The sequence below is a fragment of the Kutzneria sp. NPDC051319 genome, from assembly GCF_040682195.1.
Lineage (GTDB): Bacteria > Actinomycetota > Actinomycetes > Mycobacteriales > Pseudonocardiaceae > Kutzneria.
This window is the reverse complement of record NZ_JBFBAM010000085.1, coordinates 1-16,174: the sequence shown is the minus strand read 5'-3', so window position 1 is coordinate 16,174 and position 16,174 is coordinate 1. Positions and strand designations below refer to the sequence as shown.

The window sequence follows — 16,174 nt, the reverse complement described above, 5'->3', positions numbered from 1 at the left end:
CCATTCCTCCACTCGGAGTGGAGGAATGGTCCCTTCCGCACCAAAAAGGGGTTACTGAGCGTCAGCGGTTGACCAGGGGCGCCGGGACCTCGGTGATCCAGCGGCCGTGGGACATGACGCCGGCGACGTTGAGGCGGTCGTCCAGCACGACGAGGTCGGCGCGCTTGCCGACCTCCAGGGAGCCGACCAGGTCATCGATGCCGAGCACCCGCGCCGGGGTGCCGGAGGCGGCGACGGCGGCCTGCTCCAACGGGATCTCGTTGACCAGCACGGCCCGGCGGAAAGCGCTGTCCATGGTCAGGGTGGAGCCGGCGATGGAGCCGTTGTCGGCCAGCCGGGCCACGCCGTCGACGACGTTCACGGCCAGCGCGCCCAGCTCGTAGCTGCCGTCCCCGGCGCCGGCGGCGCTCATCGCGTCGGTGATCAGCGAGACGCGGGAGTGGCCGGCGGCCTGGAAAGCGAGCTCCACGGCGGCGTCGTGCAGATGGTGCCCGTCGTTGACCAGTTCCACCGCGACTGTCTCCGACTCCAGCATGGCGGCGATCGGCCCGGGCTCGCGGTGGTGCAGGCCGCGCATGGCGTTGAACAGGTGCGTGGCCACGGTGACGCCGGCGTCGATGGCCTCACGGGCCTGCTCGTAGCTGGAATCGGTGTGCCCCAGGGCGGCGATGACGCCGTTGTCGGTCAGCTGCCGCACGGCCCGCAGGCCGCCGTTGAGCTCGGTCGCCAGCGTCACCATCTTGATGGCGCCGTGCCCGCGCTCCAACAGCTTGGCGATCACGTGCTCCTCGGGTTCCCGCAGCAGCGCCGGATCGTGCGCGCCGCAGCGGGCCTTGCTGATGAACGGGCCCTCCAGGTGGATGCCCGCGAGCAGACCGTCCTGCACCAACGTGGACAGCGCCTCGACGGCCCGCTCCAGCTCCGGCAGCGCCATCGTGACGGTGCTGCCGATGGTCGTCGTCGTGCCGTGGGAGCGGTGGAACTCCACGACCTTGCGCGCCTGCTCCAGGTCCTCGCCGAAGGAGCCGCCGCCGCCCCCGTGGACGTGCATGTCCACGAATCCGGGCACCACCACGTATCCGGTGAGGTCGACGACCTCGATGCCGGCATGCGGGCCACCGTTGGCGCCGGTGCCCAGCTCGGTGATCCATTCCCCGCCGACGGCGAGGCGGCCGTCGTGGACGACTCCTCCCGGCAACACGAGCCGGGCGTGGCGCAGCAGGTACACGGGTGCCTCCTGGACTAGGCGTCTGGTCCGACTGCCGCCACGGCAGCTTGGCGGTATTGGTATAGACCTTATCGGAAGGTGTGGCGTGCACACGACCGCCGGGCCGATCGGCCCGTCATCCGGGACCGACCAGCCGCAGCGTCGCCTCCCGGTGGCCGATCAGGGCGGTGGACCTCGTCCGCTCCAACAGCACCGCCCCGGCCAGGCCGATCTCCGCGCCCGTCAACGCCGAACACAAGCCTGTCACGGTGGCCCGGTCCCGGCACACCAGTTGCCAATGTCGGCCCCGGCCCCACAACGACCGCAGCGGCGAGGGCGTTCCCCGTTGGTGCGCACGGGCGAGCGTCGCCCCCACGTGCCAGCGGCCTTCCGGGTCGTCGGAACCCAGGCGCACCACCACGGCGGCCATCAGCTGCTCGGCGTCGACGTGCATCGGCGGCACCGACCGCAGCGCCACGTCCTCTTCGGGCAGGATCTCCCAGCTGCGGCTGGCGATCTCCCACGCGATCGGCACCTGCGGATGCACCGCCGTGCCCTCGGATTCGACTGCTTCGATGCGCAGCAGCGTGCGCGTCGGCACGTGCCGAAGCCGGAACCACAGCCCGTCGGGATGGGCGTTGAGCGGGCGCAGCCCCGGCAAACCCTGGCGCCGCACCGGATCCGGGTGCACCAGCGCGGCCGAGGCCAGCAGGTGTGGAATAGGGGTGAGCACGACGAGGGCGTGCTGCTCGGGGGAGTAGACGATGCGGCCGGCCACCGACCAGTCGAGCTGCCACCGCGTCAACTGGTTCTCGGTGCCGTCGGAATTGCACGCCAGCAGGGCGAGCAGGGCGCGGAAGCGGCGCTGGCCGGCCGAACAGAAGTCGAGTCCGTGGCCCGCCAGATCACCCACCGCGGCGCTGGCCCGGCTCAGCGGCTCACCGGTGTACGCGGACCGCTGGGCCGAGACGGACACCCACCCGGACACGGCACACCTCCCTGGTGCTTCTCACGCATGAAGTGGTGATCCGCCAGGGTCCGGAGCGGTGCGACGGACGAGGGCCGGCGACAATGCGCGGCGAATTCGTCCATTCAGGGTCAACTTTGCACCCGGTGAATTAACGTCGCAACCCATCAGGACGAAGATCACTTCGATGCCGGCGGCAGCGGCGGCACCTGCTCCGATCCGGCGACGACGGCGTTCGCGAGGTCGGACAGGCGCAGGTTGCGCCGCCTGGCGTACTCGCGAAGAGCGCCGAATGCGCCGTCCACCGAGCTGCCGTGCCGTTCGGCGAGCACGCCTTTGGCTTGTTCGATCACTATTCGGCTGTTGAACGCGGTCTGGAGCTGCGCGGCGAGCGTTTGCGCCTGCGTCAGCTCCCCCAGTCTGCGCACGCCGGCGGCGGCGGTCAGCGCCATCGCCTCGACGATTCGGCTGTCCTGATCCGACAGTGTTCCACGCTCGGCCCGTAGCACCGTCAAGGCCCCGATCGTGGTTTCCCGCACGCGTAACGGCACGGCGGTGAGCGAGCCGAAGCCGGCCGCCCTCGCCTCGGCGAGAAAACGGTTCCATCGGTTGTTTCGCTGGTCGGTGTCGGGCACCACGATCGCGGTTCCGGTGCGGTGGCACTCCATGCTCGGCCCGTCGCCGCGCAGCAGCGGCCACAATGGCGAAGCGGCGAGCCGATCGGGCGCGGAGTGGCCGATGTGGGTCTGTCCACGATGGTCGACGAGAACCGCGCCCACGGCGGGCACGAGCAACGTTTCCCGCGCGCGGGCGGTCAGAAATCGAGCGAACTCGACATGGTCCAAGTCGTCGACGAGCGTATCGGCGATGCGGGCGAACGTTTCCGCCAGCCGCGCCGGGGACATCGCGGTCATCGTTGAACCGTACCGGTGCCGTCGGTGGCCGCCGCACGTTATCAGGCCAAATGGGTTCCGGTTGTTCCGGTCGGACCAGAGCACACTCTACCTTTCGGCGGCTGCATCCTTGATTTACCCGGTGAACGGGGCTCGTTCGGTACCCGATTGGACGCGGCGGTCTCCCTGTGCGTGGGTGTCATTCGGTTTTATCCTTGGTCGGGGTCACGGGCGAGAATTCGACGTGGAGGCCGTCATGAATTCAGCAGGAGGAGACGCCTGATGCGCGACGGGGAACCGCGCAACTTCGTCCAACCATGCCTGCTTCTGTTGCTCGACGAGCGGCCGGACCACGGCTACGAGCTCATCGAGCGGCTGCGGCTGTTGTGCGGCGTGGACAACGACGCCAGCGGCATCTACCGCGCGCTGCGCAACCTGGAGCGGGCCGGGCTGGTGTGTTCCAGCTGGACCACGGCCACGCCGGGGCCGGCCCGGCGGATGTACCACCTGACCGCCAACGGGGCCGCGGTGCTGGCCGAGTCGGCCGCCGCGCTCACCCGCACCCGCGCGTCGATCGACGCGTTCCTGCACCGGTACGCCCGGCGCGCGGAGAACTCCCGTGGCGCCGCGGTCTATCGGTTCCAGAGATGAGCTGATTGGCTTAGGCCGTACGGCGGTCCTGGCTGCCGCCCGTCGCCGACGGCGGTGATCTTCTTCTACACAAAGGGATCGCCGGCACGGTCCATTGTGGAGTCACGGTCGGCGGGCCCGACAAGTGCGCTCCGTCGACCATGCCTGCACGGTGCGTGGCGATCTTCCTGTGGCAGGCCAGGACTTTTTCACATTGTTACGTGACCGACCACACTAGACAGATGTCATGACCTGGGCTTTCTTCAAGATCCGCTGCTCGGCCGCAGTGGTTCGCCCAATGTGACGACCGGTGCACCCATTCGGGGCGGATACGATTTTCGGGCGATGTCGTGATTCTTGGCCCCGGGGAGCCCTGTGTACGCCCGAAGTGTGATCGCCGACACCTGCGCCTCCGTCGCGCCGGTAGCGGTTCCGCGCGTCCGGCGGGCCGCGGCCCGCCCGCTCGGTCACACCGTGGCCGAGCTCGACCACATGTCGGTGGTCGACCGCCTGGATTTCCTGCGTGACCTGCAATCGGAGTGGGCCAGCCGGCTGGCCGTCGACCCTTGTCGATGGCGGAACATCGAAGGTGTGCTCGAATTCTTCCGGGACGACGAGCTGGCTCGGCCGGGCAGCTGGATGTCCATTGTGGACGCGTCCATTCTGGAGGGGATCGAGCGCGGGACGGCCCTCGCGCTCGGTCTGTCCGGGGACACGTTCGGCAATCCCGGCTCCACCGAATGGGCTACGTACTTACGTCGGCTCAGTGACGGCGAGCTCGACCGGCGCAGCGTGCACGACGCCGCCTGGAGCCGGGCCGAGCAGGCCGCCACCGAGCACGGCCTGGCCCTGGCCGACGCCATCGGCGTGGCGCCGACCGCCGCCGAATGGCGGTTCTTCCAGTTCTCCCAGGTGTACCGCTGGGCCATGCGCAACGAGCCCACGGCGCTGCTGGCGCTGGGCGGCCCGCTGGTCAACTCGCGCATCCGCGAGCTGCGCATGCCGTTCCTGACCTGGTTCACCGATGTCACCACGCCGGTGCCGGCCTACCGCGGCTGCGCCTTCGCCTGGGCGCTGTCCCGCCTCAACCCGGTCGGCGGGGCCTTCTCCGCGGTCGGGCTGCTGGTGGCGTACCTGCCCAATCTGTTCGACGACTTCCTCATCGACACCGGCAGGACGGTCGCGCGTAAACGGGCGCACTGACAGCGTGGTGTCGGTGGCCTGACAGCGGCCCCGGGCACGGTGTGCGTCATGGACAACGAAATCCTCATCGTCGGCGCCGGCCCGACCGGACTCACCCTCGCCGTCGACCTCGCCCGGCGCGGCGTCGCCCACCGCATCGTCGACCGTGACACCGAGTTCGCCGGCTCCCGCGGCAAGGGCATCCAGCCCCGCACCCTCGAAGTGTTCGCCGACCTCGGCGTGCTCGACGCCGCCCAGAAGCACGGCGGCCCGTACCCGCCGATGCGCGGCTACCAGGACGGGCAGGTGGCCTGGGAACGCGTGATGGCCCCGACCGTGGACGCGCGCCCCGACGTGCCGTACCCGAACCCGTTGATGCTGCCGCAATGGCGCACCGCCGAGATCCTGCGGGACAAGCTGACCGAGCTCGGCGGGCGGGTCGAGGCCGGCGTCGAGTTCCAGGGCTTCACCCAGGACTCCGACGGCGTCACCGCGATGCTGGACGGGCAGCCCGTGCGGGCCCGCTACCTCGTCGGCGCCGACGGCGGCCGCAGCGTCGTGCGCAAGGCCACCGGCGTCGAGTTCATCGGCGAGACCTTCGAGCAGCACCGGATCCAGATCGCCGACGTCCGTGTGACGGGGCTGGACCGGGACCACTGGCACATCTGGACCAACGCCGAAGGACCGGTGCTGGCGTTGTGCCCCATGGCCGGCACCGACACCTTCCAGCTCACCACCACGCGGTACGACTCGGTGGACCTGCCCGGGCTGGTGCGGGAGGTCGCCGGCTTCACCGTCACCGACGTCGGGTGGTCCAGCCAGTGGCGGGCAAACGTGCGCATGGTGGACCGCTACCGCGTCGGCCGGGTGTTCCTGGCCGGCGACGCCGCGCACGTGCACACGCCGGCCGGCGGGCAGGGGCTCAACACCGGGGTGCAGGACGCGTACAACCTGGGCTGGAAGCTGGCTTCCGGCTCGGAGGAACTGCTCGACAGCTACGAGTCCGAGCGGCTGCCCATCGCCGCCGACGTGCTCGGCATCAGCAACAAGCTCTTCACCCGCGGCATCGACCGCCGGGACGACGCCATGGACCGCTCCGACCCGGTCCTTCGGCAGTTGGGTCTGCACTACCGGGACAGCAAGCTTTCCGTCGACACCCGGCCGTCTCCGGGATCGCTGCGAGCGGGCGACCGCGCGCCCGACGGGCTGGCCGGTTCGCGGCGCATCCACGAGGCGTTGCGTGGCCCCCAGTTCACCGTGTTGACCTTCGGCGCCGCCTCGTACCCCGGTGGGGTATCGGTGACCGACGCGCCCGCTTACGACATCGAGGACGCCTATGTCGTGGTGCGGCCGGACGGCTACATCGGCATGATCGCCACCGAGGCGGCGGACGTCCGCCAGTACCTGGGGCGCTGGTAGTTCATCCCCTCAGCGCCGCGGCTTTCGCGCGGAGGGCGGCGGCCCGGTCTTGGTCGCCGCCGCTGTCGAACCATGCCGCCTGCGCCTCCAGCACCACGGCCCGTGCGGGCGCGTCCTTGGTCTGCATGGCCAACTCCACCGCCATCTCGTGCTGCCGGCCGGCCTCCGTCCGCTCCCCGAGCGCGGTCAGGGTGAGCGCGTAGTTCATTCGCAGCAACGCCAGGAACTGCGCGGGGGCGCCGGTGACGTCGGCCGCCAGGGCGGTTCGATGCCAGGCAACGGCTTTCGGGAGATTGCCGTCGAGGCGTTCCAGCTCGGCCAGGGCGTTGTGCACTCGGGCCAGGGACACTGGATCGTCCTTGGGGGTGCTGCGCTCGGCCCGTTCGAGCAGGAGGCGGGCGCCGGCGATGTCGCCGGTGCGGGCCTGGAGCTGCGCGGACTGCACGTGCAACAGCGTGGGTACGTGCACGCCGAGGCTCAGGGCCTCGGAGGCGGAGCGCAGGGCCGCCTCGTTCTCGCCGCGGCTGGACTGGGAGATGGACAGGAAGGTCAAGGCGTAGGTGAGCCCGACCTGATCGCCGAGTTCACGGAAAGCCGTTGCCGCCTGGGCGAAATGCCGTTCGGCTTGAGGGACGGCGCCATCGCTGATCTCCGAGGCGACGTAGCCGTGCAACAGCTCGCCGGCCGCCCGCCGCCACGGGTCGTCGGACTCGCTGAGCCTGTCTGCTATGCCGGCCAGGCGTTTCGTGTTGTTGCCGCTGCGGATGACGACCAGCGCCAGCGTGGCGGGGCCGTCCGCCAGGGCGAGGCGGTCGAGCAGCTCCTCGGTCGGCGCTCTCAGGAGCTGAGCCTCGTCAGTGTCGATGGTTTCCGCCCAGCGCAAGGGATCCTGCAACTGGGCCAGCACCAGCCACAGCCAGAGGCGGGCGGTGAACATGCGCGGCGACATGGCCAGGTCCAGATTCGCCCGCTCGGCGGTCAACCGCGCCAGCCACGCCGCCTGCTCGGGGCCGCGCAGCAACGGCTCGACCCGCTCGACCAGTTCCGTGTAGTAGTCAGCGTGCCGCTGCCGGGTCTCGTCACCGTCCAGTTTGGACGCAGCGTATTCGCGGATCGTCTCCAGCAGCCGGTAACGCTCCTCGGTCGCCACGACCAACGACTTGTCCACAAGGGATGTCAGCTGGTCCAGAGCTCCCTGAGCGACCTGCTCGATCGCCTCCAGCGTCGCCCCGCCGGCGAAGACCGACAACCGGCTCAACAGGGTTCGCTCGTCCTCGTCGAGCAGGTCCCAGCTCCAGTCGATCACCGCCCGCAGCGTGCGGTGCCGTTGCGGGGCGGCCCGGGTTCCCTTGTCCAGCAAGCCGATTCGGTCGCCCAGCCGGTCGATGAGCTGGGACGGCGTGAGGGACCGGATCCGCGCCGCCGCGAGCTCGATCGCCAGCGGCAGGCCGTCCAAGGCTCGACAGATGTCCACAACGGACTCGTCGGTGCGGAAGCCCGGGCTCACGGCGCGGGCTCGGTCCATGAACAGGGCGACGGCTTGGTTGTCGGCCAACGGGCGCAGCGGGCACAGCGTTTCGCCGGTGACATTCAACGGCTCGCGACTGGTGGCCAGGATCTTCAACCGGGGGCAGCGGGCCAGCAGATCCGCCGCGAAGTCGGCCGCCGCGTCGATCACGTGCTCGCAATTGTCCAGCACCAGCAACGAGTTCCGCGTCGCCAGGTAGTCGCGCGGATGGTCGGCCGTGTCCAGCGCCTCCCGCGTCGCCGCCATGACGTCCGTCGTCGAGGTGAGGTCGACGAGCCAGACGCCGTCCGGGAAATCCGTCAGCAGCCGCTTCGCCGCCTCGATCGCCAGCCTTGTCTTGCCCGTGCCGCCGGTCCCGGTCAGCGTCACCAGCCGTGCGCCGGCCAACGCTCGCGTCACCTGATCCAGCTCCAGGTCGCGGCCGACGAAGCTGGTCAGCCGGGCCGGCAGGTTCGAGCGGGTCGACGGCGTCCGCAAGGCCCGCAGGTGCGCCTCCCGGAGCTCCGGCCCCGGATCCACGCCCAGCTGATCGGCCAGCAGCTTGCGCACTCGGTCGTACGCGGTGAGCGCGTCGGCCTGGCGGCCCTTCGCCGTCAGCGCCAGCATCAGCCTGGCCTGCAAGCCTTCGCGCAGCGGCTGCGCCGCCGCCAGCTCCTCGACCTCGGCGATCACGTCCCGCTGGGCCGCGATGTCGGCGTCGATCCGCGCCTCGACCGCCGTTGCCCGCAGCTCCTCCAGCCGCGTGATCGGGGCCCGGGCGAACTCCGCGTCACCGACGTCGGCCAGCGGGGCGCCCCGCCACAGGTCCAGCGCCTCCCGCGGCCGTCCCTCGGCGATCGCCCGCTCGAACTGCTGGGTGTCGACCTCGACGTCCAGCCGGTAGCCCGTGGGATGCGAGCCGATCGCCTCCCGCCCGACCGCCCGGCGCAGCCGCGCCACCAGCGACTGCAACGCCGCCCCCGGCTCCGCCGGCGCCGACTCCGGCCACAGGTCGGCGATCAGCCGGTCCGTCGTGACGATCCGCCCCGCGTCCACCGCCAGCCGCACCAGCAGCGTCCGGAGCATCGCCCCGCCGACCTCCACCCGCCCGCCATCGGCCCCCCGAACCTCCAGCTCCCCCAACACCCCGACCCACACCCCACCCATTCAACCCCCCGCGAGTCCCGCCCAGCGTCACATCGAATGCGTGAAACCGATTCGTACTTTCGCTATGCCGCTAGGCGGGACTCGCGGGGGTCAGGCTGTCGGCCTCGGCGCGCATGCCCAGGACGATGGTCCGGACGGAGGCGGCGAAGGTCTCGGCGCTGCTGGGGTGCCCGTCGGTGAAGAAGTCCCGCAGCTCGGGGTCGACCTCGCCGACCTCGACCGGCACCAACGCGGGGCTGCTCTGCTCCTGGAGCACGTAGCCCGTGACGTAGCTGGCCATGATGTCGCCCCAGCGGGCCGCGATCGGCAGCGGAATGCCCTGGTCGGTGAACCGGGCGAGGGTGCGCTCCATCAGCTCGACCCCGGACTGGCTCAGCGTCACGTTCGCGGCCACGAGCCGGGCGCCGTCCCGGTGGGCGAGCATGGCGGCGCGCAGCCGGTGGGCGAATTCCACCAGGTCGTCGGCCCAGTCGCCGCCTTTCTCGCCGGTGTCGGCGAAGACCGGCCGCACCACCAGGTCGGTGACCGCGGCCAGCAGGTCCTGCTTGCTCTTGACGTGCCAGTACAGGGCGCCGCGCTGCACGCCGAGGCGGTCGGTCAGCGCCCGCGTGGTGAAGGCGTCCAGCCCCACCTCGTCCAGCAGCTCCAGCGCGGCCTCGACCACCTGGTCCCGTCGCAGCGGCATCCGTGGCCCCTCTCCTCTTGACGGGAGCAGTCTAGCCGCCGTAGCTTGAGCAGCGCTCAATTGAGCGCTGCTCAAGACGATCAAGGGGGAGTGGGACGATGAGGGTTGTCTGCACGGCTGTGCCCGGATCAGGGCTTTTCCTGCCGACGGTGCCGCTGGCCTGGGCCTTGCGGGCCGCCGGCCACGAGGTGCTGCTGCTCAACAACGGCGACGGGGCCCGCGCGGCCGCCGGCGCCGGCCTGCCGGTGGTGGACCCGCTGCCCGAGCGCGACCTGTGGGCGGAGTTCATGGCCGCCGTCGCCGAGATGCGCAAGGGTGACGCCGACCGGCAGCCGCAGCGGGGCGGCTTCGGCTGGTTCGGTGAGCAGATGATCGACGGCATGCTGCCGGTGGCCCGGGCGTTCCGACCGGACCTGGTGATCACCACCGCCGAGCAGGGGGCCGGCCGGCTGATCGCCGCCGACCTCGGCGTGCCGCTGGTCGAGCAGGGCATCCGGCTGGGGTGGGCCGGCCTGGACGAGCACGTGCTCGCCGCCCGTAAGGACATCGCCGACTACCTGGAGCCGACTGCGCGGCGGCTGGGCCTGTCGGACGCCCCGATCACCCCGGTGGCGACGATCGACGTCCGGCCGCCGAGCATGGGCGGCACCGCCACCGACACCCAGCACCTGATGCGGTACGTCCCGTACAACGAGTCGCGCGTGGTCCCGGGCTGGGTGACGCTGCCGCCGGCCCGGCCCCGTGTCTGCGTCACCCTCGGCAGCGTGCTGCCGGCCCTCGGCGGCGTCGGCGTGCTGCGCGGCGTGCTGGCCGATCTGTCCACAATGGACATCGAGGTGTTGTTGGCCCTGGGCGACATCGACCTCTCGGACCTCGGGGAGCTGCCGGCCAACGTGCGGCCGCTGGGCTGGATGCCGCTCAACGCCCTGATGCCGACCTGCGCCGCGATCGTGCACCACGGCGGATCGGCGACGGTGGCGACGCCGCTGGTCTACGGCGTGCCCCAGGTGGCGCTGCCCAAGTTCGCCGACCAGCCGCTCAACGCCACTGTCATGGCCACCCGCGGCGTCGGCCTCACGGTCAGCGAGCCGGAGGAGGTCGCGCCCGCGCTCACCCGCGTGCTCGACGACCAGGCCTTCGCCAAGGCCGCCGCCGAGGTGCGGGACGAGATCGCCGAGCAGCCCAGCCCCGCGTTCGTGGCTGACAGGCTGGCCGAACTGGTCTAGCCGAGGGCTACGCTGGCGGCCGTGACCGGCTACTACACGCTGCGCGAGACCGAGAAGGCCGTCGGCGAGCGCCTCAACGGCCTGCCGATCGACGTCGAGTCGATGATGGCGCTGTCCAACCTGCATCGGACGGCCCTGGTCGTGCGCAACCACTTCGAGCAGTCCGTGCTGCGCGACGTGGACCTGTCGTGGACGGGTTTCGTGGTGCTGTGGGTGGTGTGGATCTGGGGCGACATCGAGACCCGGCACGTGGCCGAGGAGAGCGGCATCTCCAAGGGCACGCTCACCGGCGTCGCGCGGACCCTGTCCAACCGGGGGCTGCTCGACCGCACCACGCCGGCCGACGACCGCCGGCTGAGCGTGCTGTCGCTGACCGAACGCGGCAAGGCGCTGATGTGCGAGCTGTTCCCGCGCTTCAACGCCGAGGAGGTGTACAGCCTCGAAGGCCTGTCGCCGCGGCGGATCGCCGAGCTGACCCGGGTGCTGCGGCACATGCTCAACCACTTCGAGCAGACCTCTACGGCCCGTCAGGCCGAGGTGCGCCAGCAGGTCCAGGCCAGCCCGCTGCCCGGTCTCGCCGCCGGCGACTAGTCAGCGCCGCGGCGGCCGGATTCCCCGGAACTCCCAGTCGCCGCCCAGCGCCGTGGAACGGACCACTTCGGACTCGGTGGGCTGCGCGCCCACGTCCGTGCGGATCTTCGTCGGTCCGCCGACGATGTGGTTGCGCAGCACGCCGAGGCCGTCCACCTCGACCTCGACGACGTCACCCGGCTGCACGGGGCGGGAGTTGGCCGGCGTCCCCGACAGCAGCACGTCGCCGGGGAACAGGGTGATCGTCCGGGCGATGTCGGCGACGAGGTAGTGCATGTCCCACGTCATCTCGTCCGTGCTGCCCTGCTGCCTGATTTCACCGTTGACCCGGGTGATCAGCGTGCGGCCGTGGAAGTCCCAGTCGGTCACGAGGCCGGGACCCAAGGGGCACAACGTGTCCGAGCCCTTCACCCGCAGCATCGAGCCGGCGTCGGTGTCGCGGAAGTCGTGCAGGCCGTAGTCGTTGGCGATGGTGTAGCCGCGGATGTGGTCGGCGGCCTCGTCCGGCGCGATGTTCCGGCAGGTCCTGCCGATCACGATGGCGACCTCGCCCTCGTAGTTCAGCCACCGGCAGCCCTCGGGGCGGACGACCGCGCCGCCGTGCGCGTTCAGCGCCGAGGTGGGCTTGTGGAAGTAGGTCGGGGCCGGCGGCAGCGTCACCTGGAACTCGTCGACTCGGCTGCGGTGGTTCAGGTGCACCGCGATGATCTTCGACGGCTCGGTCGGCGGCAGGTGTACCGCACCGTCCAGTGTGATTCTGCGGCCGTCCGGGGCGTGTAGCTCGTCGCCGTGTCTTTCGACCTCGACAACGGCCCCGTCGAGCAGGATCCTGCGGTACTCGGTCACGTCCACCCCTGCGTCGGGCGGTCGAACCAGACGTGCACCTGCCCGGTGCCGACCGCGTTCTCGTACTCGCTGAACAGCCGCCCCGGCGCCCGCCAGGCCCGCTCGCCCAGCGCGCCGGCCATCATCAGGTAGTGGCCGAAACCCGCCTCCGGCTTGAACTTCGCGAACTCCGGCATGGTGTCCAGCACGCTCGCGTGATCACCGCGGCGGAACCAGTCGATGCGCTGGAGATCCGCCCTGGCCGCCTCCGGCGTGCGGATGTGCTCGATGCCGCCGGCCTCGTGCTGGCGCAGCTCGCGCAGCGGCCAGAAGGTGTGGCTGAGCGCCCCCGACGCAATCAACAGCACCTTTCGTTCGGTGTCGGCGATGCCGGCCGCCAACGCCCGGCCCAGCCGTAGGTTGTCCTCCATGTCCGCGGTCTGGCAGACGCCGATCGACACCCAGCGCTTGCCTTCGACACCCAGATACCGCCAGAGATTGACGGTGGCGTAGTAGATCGGCAGGTACTGGTCGTCGATCGGGGTGATCCACGTGCCCTGCTTCTCGCCGTGCTGGGCCACCGCGCGGGCCAACTCCGGATCGCCCTCGAAGTCGTACGGGATGCGGCACATCCCGCGCGGCAGCTCCTCGGACGTGAACAGCCCCGCCCGCCGGCTGTGCGCCGTGACGACGAACTCCACGGTGGTCGCCCAGTGCGAGTCCAGCACCACCACCGTGTCGTAGTCCAGCGCCTCGAACACCTCGGCGCGGAGCCGCTCCAGGCCGGCGACCAGAGTGAAGTCCCGGCCGCCGTTCAGCTCCCGCCGCTCGTGCTCGGGCAGCATGATCGTCGGAACGTGGGAGAGCAGACCCGCGCCGACAACCTCACCCATGCCGCCACCCCTGTTCCGATGAGACCGTGTTCTTGACGTCGCAGTAGAAATCGAAGCTCCAGTTGCCGCCCTCGCGGCCGATCCCGGACTCGCGGCTGCCGCCGAACGGCGCCCGCAGGTCCCTGACGAAGAAGCAGTTCACCCACACCGTGCCGGCGACGAGCTGGTCGGCGACCCGCTTCGCGCGGTCCCGGTCGCCCGTGACAAGCGTTGCCGCCAGGCCGAAGCGCGTGTCGTTGGCCATCGTGACGGCTTCCTCCTCGCGACGGAAGGTCTGGACCGTCAACACCGGGCCGAAGACCTCCTCGGAGAGGATTTCGCTGCCCGGCCGGACATCCGTGAGCAGCGTCGGCCGGTAGTACAGGCCGCCCAGGTCGGTGTTCGGGCCGCCGCCGAGCAACACCCGCGCGCCCTCGGCCTTGGCCCGCTGGACGAACGTGTCCACCCGCTCCAGCTGGCGGCGGTGGATCAGCGGGCCGATGTCGGTGGCCGGGTCGCGGGGATCGCCCTGCTTCAGGGCGTCCGCCCTGGTCAGGAAGCCGGCCAGGAACTCGGCCGCCACCGACTCCTCGACCAGCAGCCGGACGCCGGCCAGGCACACCTGCCCGGAGTTGTCGTACTGCTCGACGGCCAACTGAACCGCCAGGTTCAGATCGGCGTCGGCGAACACGATCAGGGGCGACTTGCCACCGAGCTCCAGCGAGGCCGGCACCAGATTGGCCGCGGCGGCCTGGGCGATGGCGCGGCCGGTGGGGACCGAGCCGGTGAAGCTGATCCGGCGCAGCTTGGGATGGTTCACCAGGTGCTGGCCCGTTTCCACGCCGTAGCCGTTGACCACGTTGAAAACGCCGTCCGGCAGCCCCGCCTCGGCCGTGATGTCGGCCAGGATCGAGGCCGTCAGCGGGGACCACTCGGCCGGCTTGAGCACCACCGTGTTGCCCGCGGCCAGCGCCGGCGCGATCTTCCAGCTGGCCAGCATCAGGGGGGCGTTCCACGGCGTGATGAGCGCGCACACACCGGCCGGGTCCCAGCTGACCCGGTTGGTGTGGCCGCGGGTGTCGAAGTCGGGGTGGCTGACCTCGCCGACCAGCCAGTCGGCGAAGAAGCGGAAGTTGTGCACCACGCGGGGCATCACGCCGCGCACGTGCGAGCGGAGAAGGGCGCCGTTGTCGGAGGTTTCCGTCGCGGCCAGTTCGTCGATGCGCTTCTCCACGCCGTCGGCGATCTTGTGCAAGTACTCCGCCCGTTGCTCGCGCGTGGTCCGGCGCCAGTGCTTGTCGAAGGCCCGCTCGGCCGCCTCCACGGCCAGGTCGACCTCGTAGGGGCAGGCCCGCGAGACGTGGGCGAGAACCGTGCCGTCGATGGGGGAGATGTCGTCGAAGCGGACCGCGGAGGTGACCCGCTCGCCCCCGATCCAGTGGTCGACCATCATGTCTCCGTAGTATCGTTTGTATCCAAACGTACGTCGCTCCGTCGGGTCGGTCAAGACGTTGGAGGTCGCCTTGCAGGTGCTTTCGCCTCGTGACGGCAAGGTCATCGCGTCCGTGGACGAGGCCGGTCCCGAGGACGTCGACCGGGCCGTTCGCGCCGCGCGGCTGGCCTTCGACGAGGGGCCCTGGCCCCGGCTGCCGGCCCGCGAGCGGGCGTCCTTCCTGTTCCGTCTGGCCGATCTCGTCGAGGCCTCGGCCGAGGAGTTGGCGCGGACCATTTCGTTGGAGATGGGAAAGCCCCTGCGCGATTCACTGGGGATCGAGGTGCCCGCGGTGGTCAAGACCTTCCGCTGGTATGCCGAGCTGGCCGACAAGGTGTCCGGCGAGGTCACCCAGTCCTCCGCCTCGGCCCTGGCCCTCGTCACCCGCGAGCCCGCCGGCGTCGTCGCCGCCGTCGTGCCGTGGAACTTCCCTTTGACCATGGCCACCTGGAAGCTCGCCCCGGCCTTGATCACCGGGTGCACCGTCGTTCTGAAGCCCGCCGAGCAGTCGCCGCTGTCCGCCCTGCTGCTGGCCGACCTCGCAAGCAAGGCGGGGTTGCCTGCCGGCGTGCTGACCGTCGTGAACGGTCCCGGCCCCGTCACCGCCCGGGCCCTCGGCCTGCACCCCGGCGTCGACGTCGTCACCTTCACCGGCTCCACCTCCGTCGGTCGCGAATTCCTTCGCTACTCCGCCGATTCCAACCTGAAACGGGTCTGGCTCGAACTCGGCGGCAAGTCCCCCAACATCGTCTTCCCCGACGCCTACGACCTCGACGCCGCCGCCGACACGGCCGCCTGGGGCATCTTCTTCAACTCCGGCGAGATGTGCACCGCCGCGTCCAGGTTGCTCGTCCACCGCGACATCGCCGACGACTTCGTGGCCCGGGTCGTCTCCCGTGCCGCCGCCTACTTCCCCGGCGACCCCCTCGACCCCGCCACCCGCATGGGCCCCCTGGTCAGCGCCGCCCACCGCTCTTCCGTCCTGGCCCGTGTGTCCGAGGCCGTGTCCGGCGGCGCCCGCCTCCTCACCGGCGGCCGCCCCTGCCTCCACGACACGGGCGGCTGGTACTTGGAACCCACCATCCTCGACCGCGTCGACCCTTCCATGCCCATCGCCCGGTCCGAGGTCTTCGGCCCTGTCCTCTCCGTACTCACCTTCTCCACCACCGCCGAGGCCCTCTCCCTCGCCGGCGACACCCCCTACGGCCTCGCCGCCGCCGTCTGGACCCGCGACCTCGCCACCGCCCACCACGTCTCCCGCTCCCTCAAGGCCGGCACCGTCTGGGTCAACTGCTACGAGGAAGGCGACCTCACCGTTCCCTTCGGCGGCGCCAAACTCTCCGGCCACGGCCGCGACAAGTCCGTCCACGCCCTGGACAAGTTCACCGACCTCAAAACCACCTGGCTCGCCTTCCCCTGACCCCCGCGAGATGCTCCTATGGTCTGTCAAGCCGTTTGGAGGGTGGGCAGCGCGGCTAGATCGGCCATCAGGCGTGGGTAGATCTCCCGGG

General features: G+C 70.7%; 14 protein-coding genes. 6 read left to right on the top strand and 8 right to left on the bottom strand.

Features of this window, described 5'->3' with window-relative positions:
• Positions 1-61 precede the first annotated feature (61 nt).
• The 3 genes from nagA to AB0M73_RS43455 form a co-directional block, all read right to left on the bottom strand.
• Positions 62-1,228, bottom strand: a complete 1,167-nt coding sequence (gene nagA / locus AB0M73_RS43465; protein ID WP_363904724.1) for an N-acetylglucosamine-6-phosphate deacetylase — start codon at positions 1,226-1,228, stop codon at positions 62-64.
• Positions 1,229-1,343: 115 nt separating this feature from the next.
• Complete coding sequence (locus tag AB0M73_RS43460) at positions 1,344-2,195, bottom strand: hypothetical protein (RefSeq protein WP_363904721.1); 852 nt, start codon at positions 2,193-2,195, stop codon at positions 1,344-1,346.
• 158 nt (positions 2,196-2,353) lie between these two features.
• Entirely contained in the window at positions 2,354-3,088 is a 735-nt protein-coding gene (locus AB0M73_RS43455; RefSeq protein WP_084579338.1) for a GAF and ANTAR domain-containing protein, read from the bottom strand.
• A 261-nt stretch (positions 3,089-3,349) separates the two neighbouring features.
• Here AB0M73_RS43455 and AB0M73_RS43450 point away from each other — a divergent pair, with 261 nt between their 5' ends.
• From AB0M73_RS43450 to AB0M73_RS43440, 3 genes are all read left to right on the top strand, one after another.
• Complete coding sequence (locus tag AB0M73_RS43450) at positions 3,350-3,718, top strand: PadR family transcriptional regulator (RefSeq protein WP_052394553.1); 369 nt, start codon at positions 3,350-3,352, stop codon at positions 3,716-3,718.
• A gap of 354 nt (positions 3,719-4,072) precedes the next feature.
• Positions 4,073-4,900 carry a hypothetical protein gene (locus AB0M73_RS43445; RefSeq protein WP_363904717.1) on the top strand — a complete coding sequence of 276 codons (828 nt, stop codon included), beginning with the start codon at positions 4,073-4,075 and terminating at the stop codon, positions 4,898-4,900.
• 48 nt (positions 4,901-4,948) lie between these two features.
• Positions 4,949-6,298, top strand: coding sequence for an FAD-dependent monooxygenase (locus tag AB0M73_RS43440; RefSeq protein ID WP_363904715.1), 1,350 nt, complete (start codon positions 4,949-4,951; stop codon positions 6,296-6,298).
• A gap of 1 nt (position 6,299) precedes the next feature.
• On the opposite strand, the gene AB0M73_RS43435 is transcribed toward AB0M73_RS43440, so the two are convergent.
• Positions 6,300-8,972: a BTAD domain-containing putative transcriptional regulator gene (locus tag AB0M73_RS43435; RefSeq protein ID WP_363904712.1), complete on the bottom strand. Its 2,673-nt coding sequence runs from the start codon at positions 8,970-8,972 to the stop codon at positions 6,300-6,302.
• Positions 8,973-9,042: 70 nt separating this feature from the next.
• Positions 9,043-9,657, bottom strand: coding sequence for a TetR/AcrR family transcriptional regulator C-terminal domain-containing protein (locus tag AB0M73_RS43430; protein ID WP_363904710.1), 615 nt, complete (start codon positions 9,655-9,657; stop codon positions 9,043-9,045).
• A 98-nt stretch (positions 9,658-9,755) separates the two neighbouring features.
• On the opposite strand from AB0M73_RS43430, the gene AB0M73_RS43425 reads away from it, so the two are divergent.
• Both AB0M73_RS43425 and AB0M73_RS43420 read left to right on the top strand, forming a co-directional pair.
• The gene (locus AB0M73_RS43425; RefSeq protein ID WP_363904707.1) at positions 9,756-10,883 is read left to right on the top strand and encodes a nucleotide disphospho-sugar-binding domain-containing protein; all 1,128 of its coding nucleotides are present in this window, start codon (positions 9,756-9,758) and stop codon (positions 10,881-10,883) included.
• Positions 10,884-10,904: 21 nt separating this feature from the next.
• Entirely contained in the window at positions 10,905-11,474 is a 570-nt protein-coding gene (locus AB0M73_RS43420) for a MarR family winged helix-turn-helix transcriptional regulator (RefSeq protein WP_043717492.1), read from the top strand.
• On the opposite strand, the gene AB0M73_RS43415 is transcribed toward AB0M73_RS43420, so the two are convergent.
• Genes AB0M73_RS43415 through AB0M73_RS43405 form a run of 3 tightly spaced genes read right to left on the bottom strand, consistent with a single transcriptional unit; the run spans position 11,475 to position 14,624 of the window.
• Positions 11,475-12,320, bottom strand: a complete 846-nt coding sequence (locus AB0M73_RS43415; RefSeq protein ID WP_363904703.1) for a fumarylacetoacetate hydrolase family protein — start codon at positions 12,318-12,320, stop codon at positions 11,475-11,477. It lies immediately after the preceding gene.
• A complete protein-coding gene (locus AB0M73_RS43410; RefSeq protein ID WP_043717491.1) occupies positions 12,317-13,192 on the bottom strand; it encodes a 3,4-dihydroxyphenylacetate 2,3-dioxygenase in 876 nt (291 codons plus the stop codon). Before AB0M73_RS43410 ends, AB0M73_RS43415 begins: the two co-directional genes overlap by 4 nt.
• The gene (locus tag AB0M73_RS43405; RefSeq protein ID WP_363904699.1) at positions 13,185-14,624 is read right to left on the bottom strand and encodes an aldehyde dehydrogenase; all 1,440 of its coding nucleotides are present in this window, start codon (positions 14,622-14,624) and stop codon (positions 13,185-13,187) included. Before AB0M73_RS43405 ends, AB0M73_RS43410 begins: the two co-directional genes overlap by 8 nt.
• Positions 14,625-14,700: 76 nt before the next feature.
• Here AB0M73_RS43405 and AB0M73_RS43400 point away from each other — a divergent pair, with 76 nt between their 5' ends.
• Positions 14,701-16,083 (top strand): aldehyde dehydrogenase family protein, encoded by a 1,383-nt coding sequence (locus tag AB0M73_RS43400; protein WP_363904696.1) that lies wholly within the window; start codon positions 14,701-14,703, stop codon positions 16,081-16,083.
• Positions 16,084-16,174 lie beyond the last annotated feature (91 nt).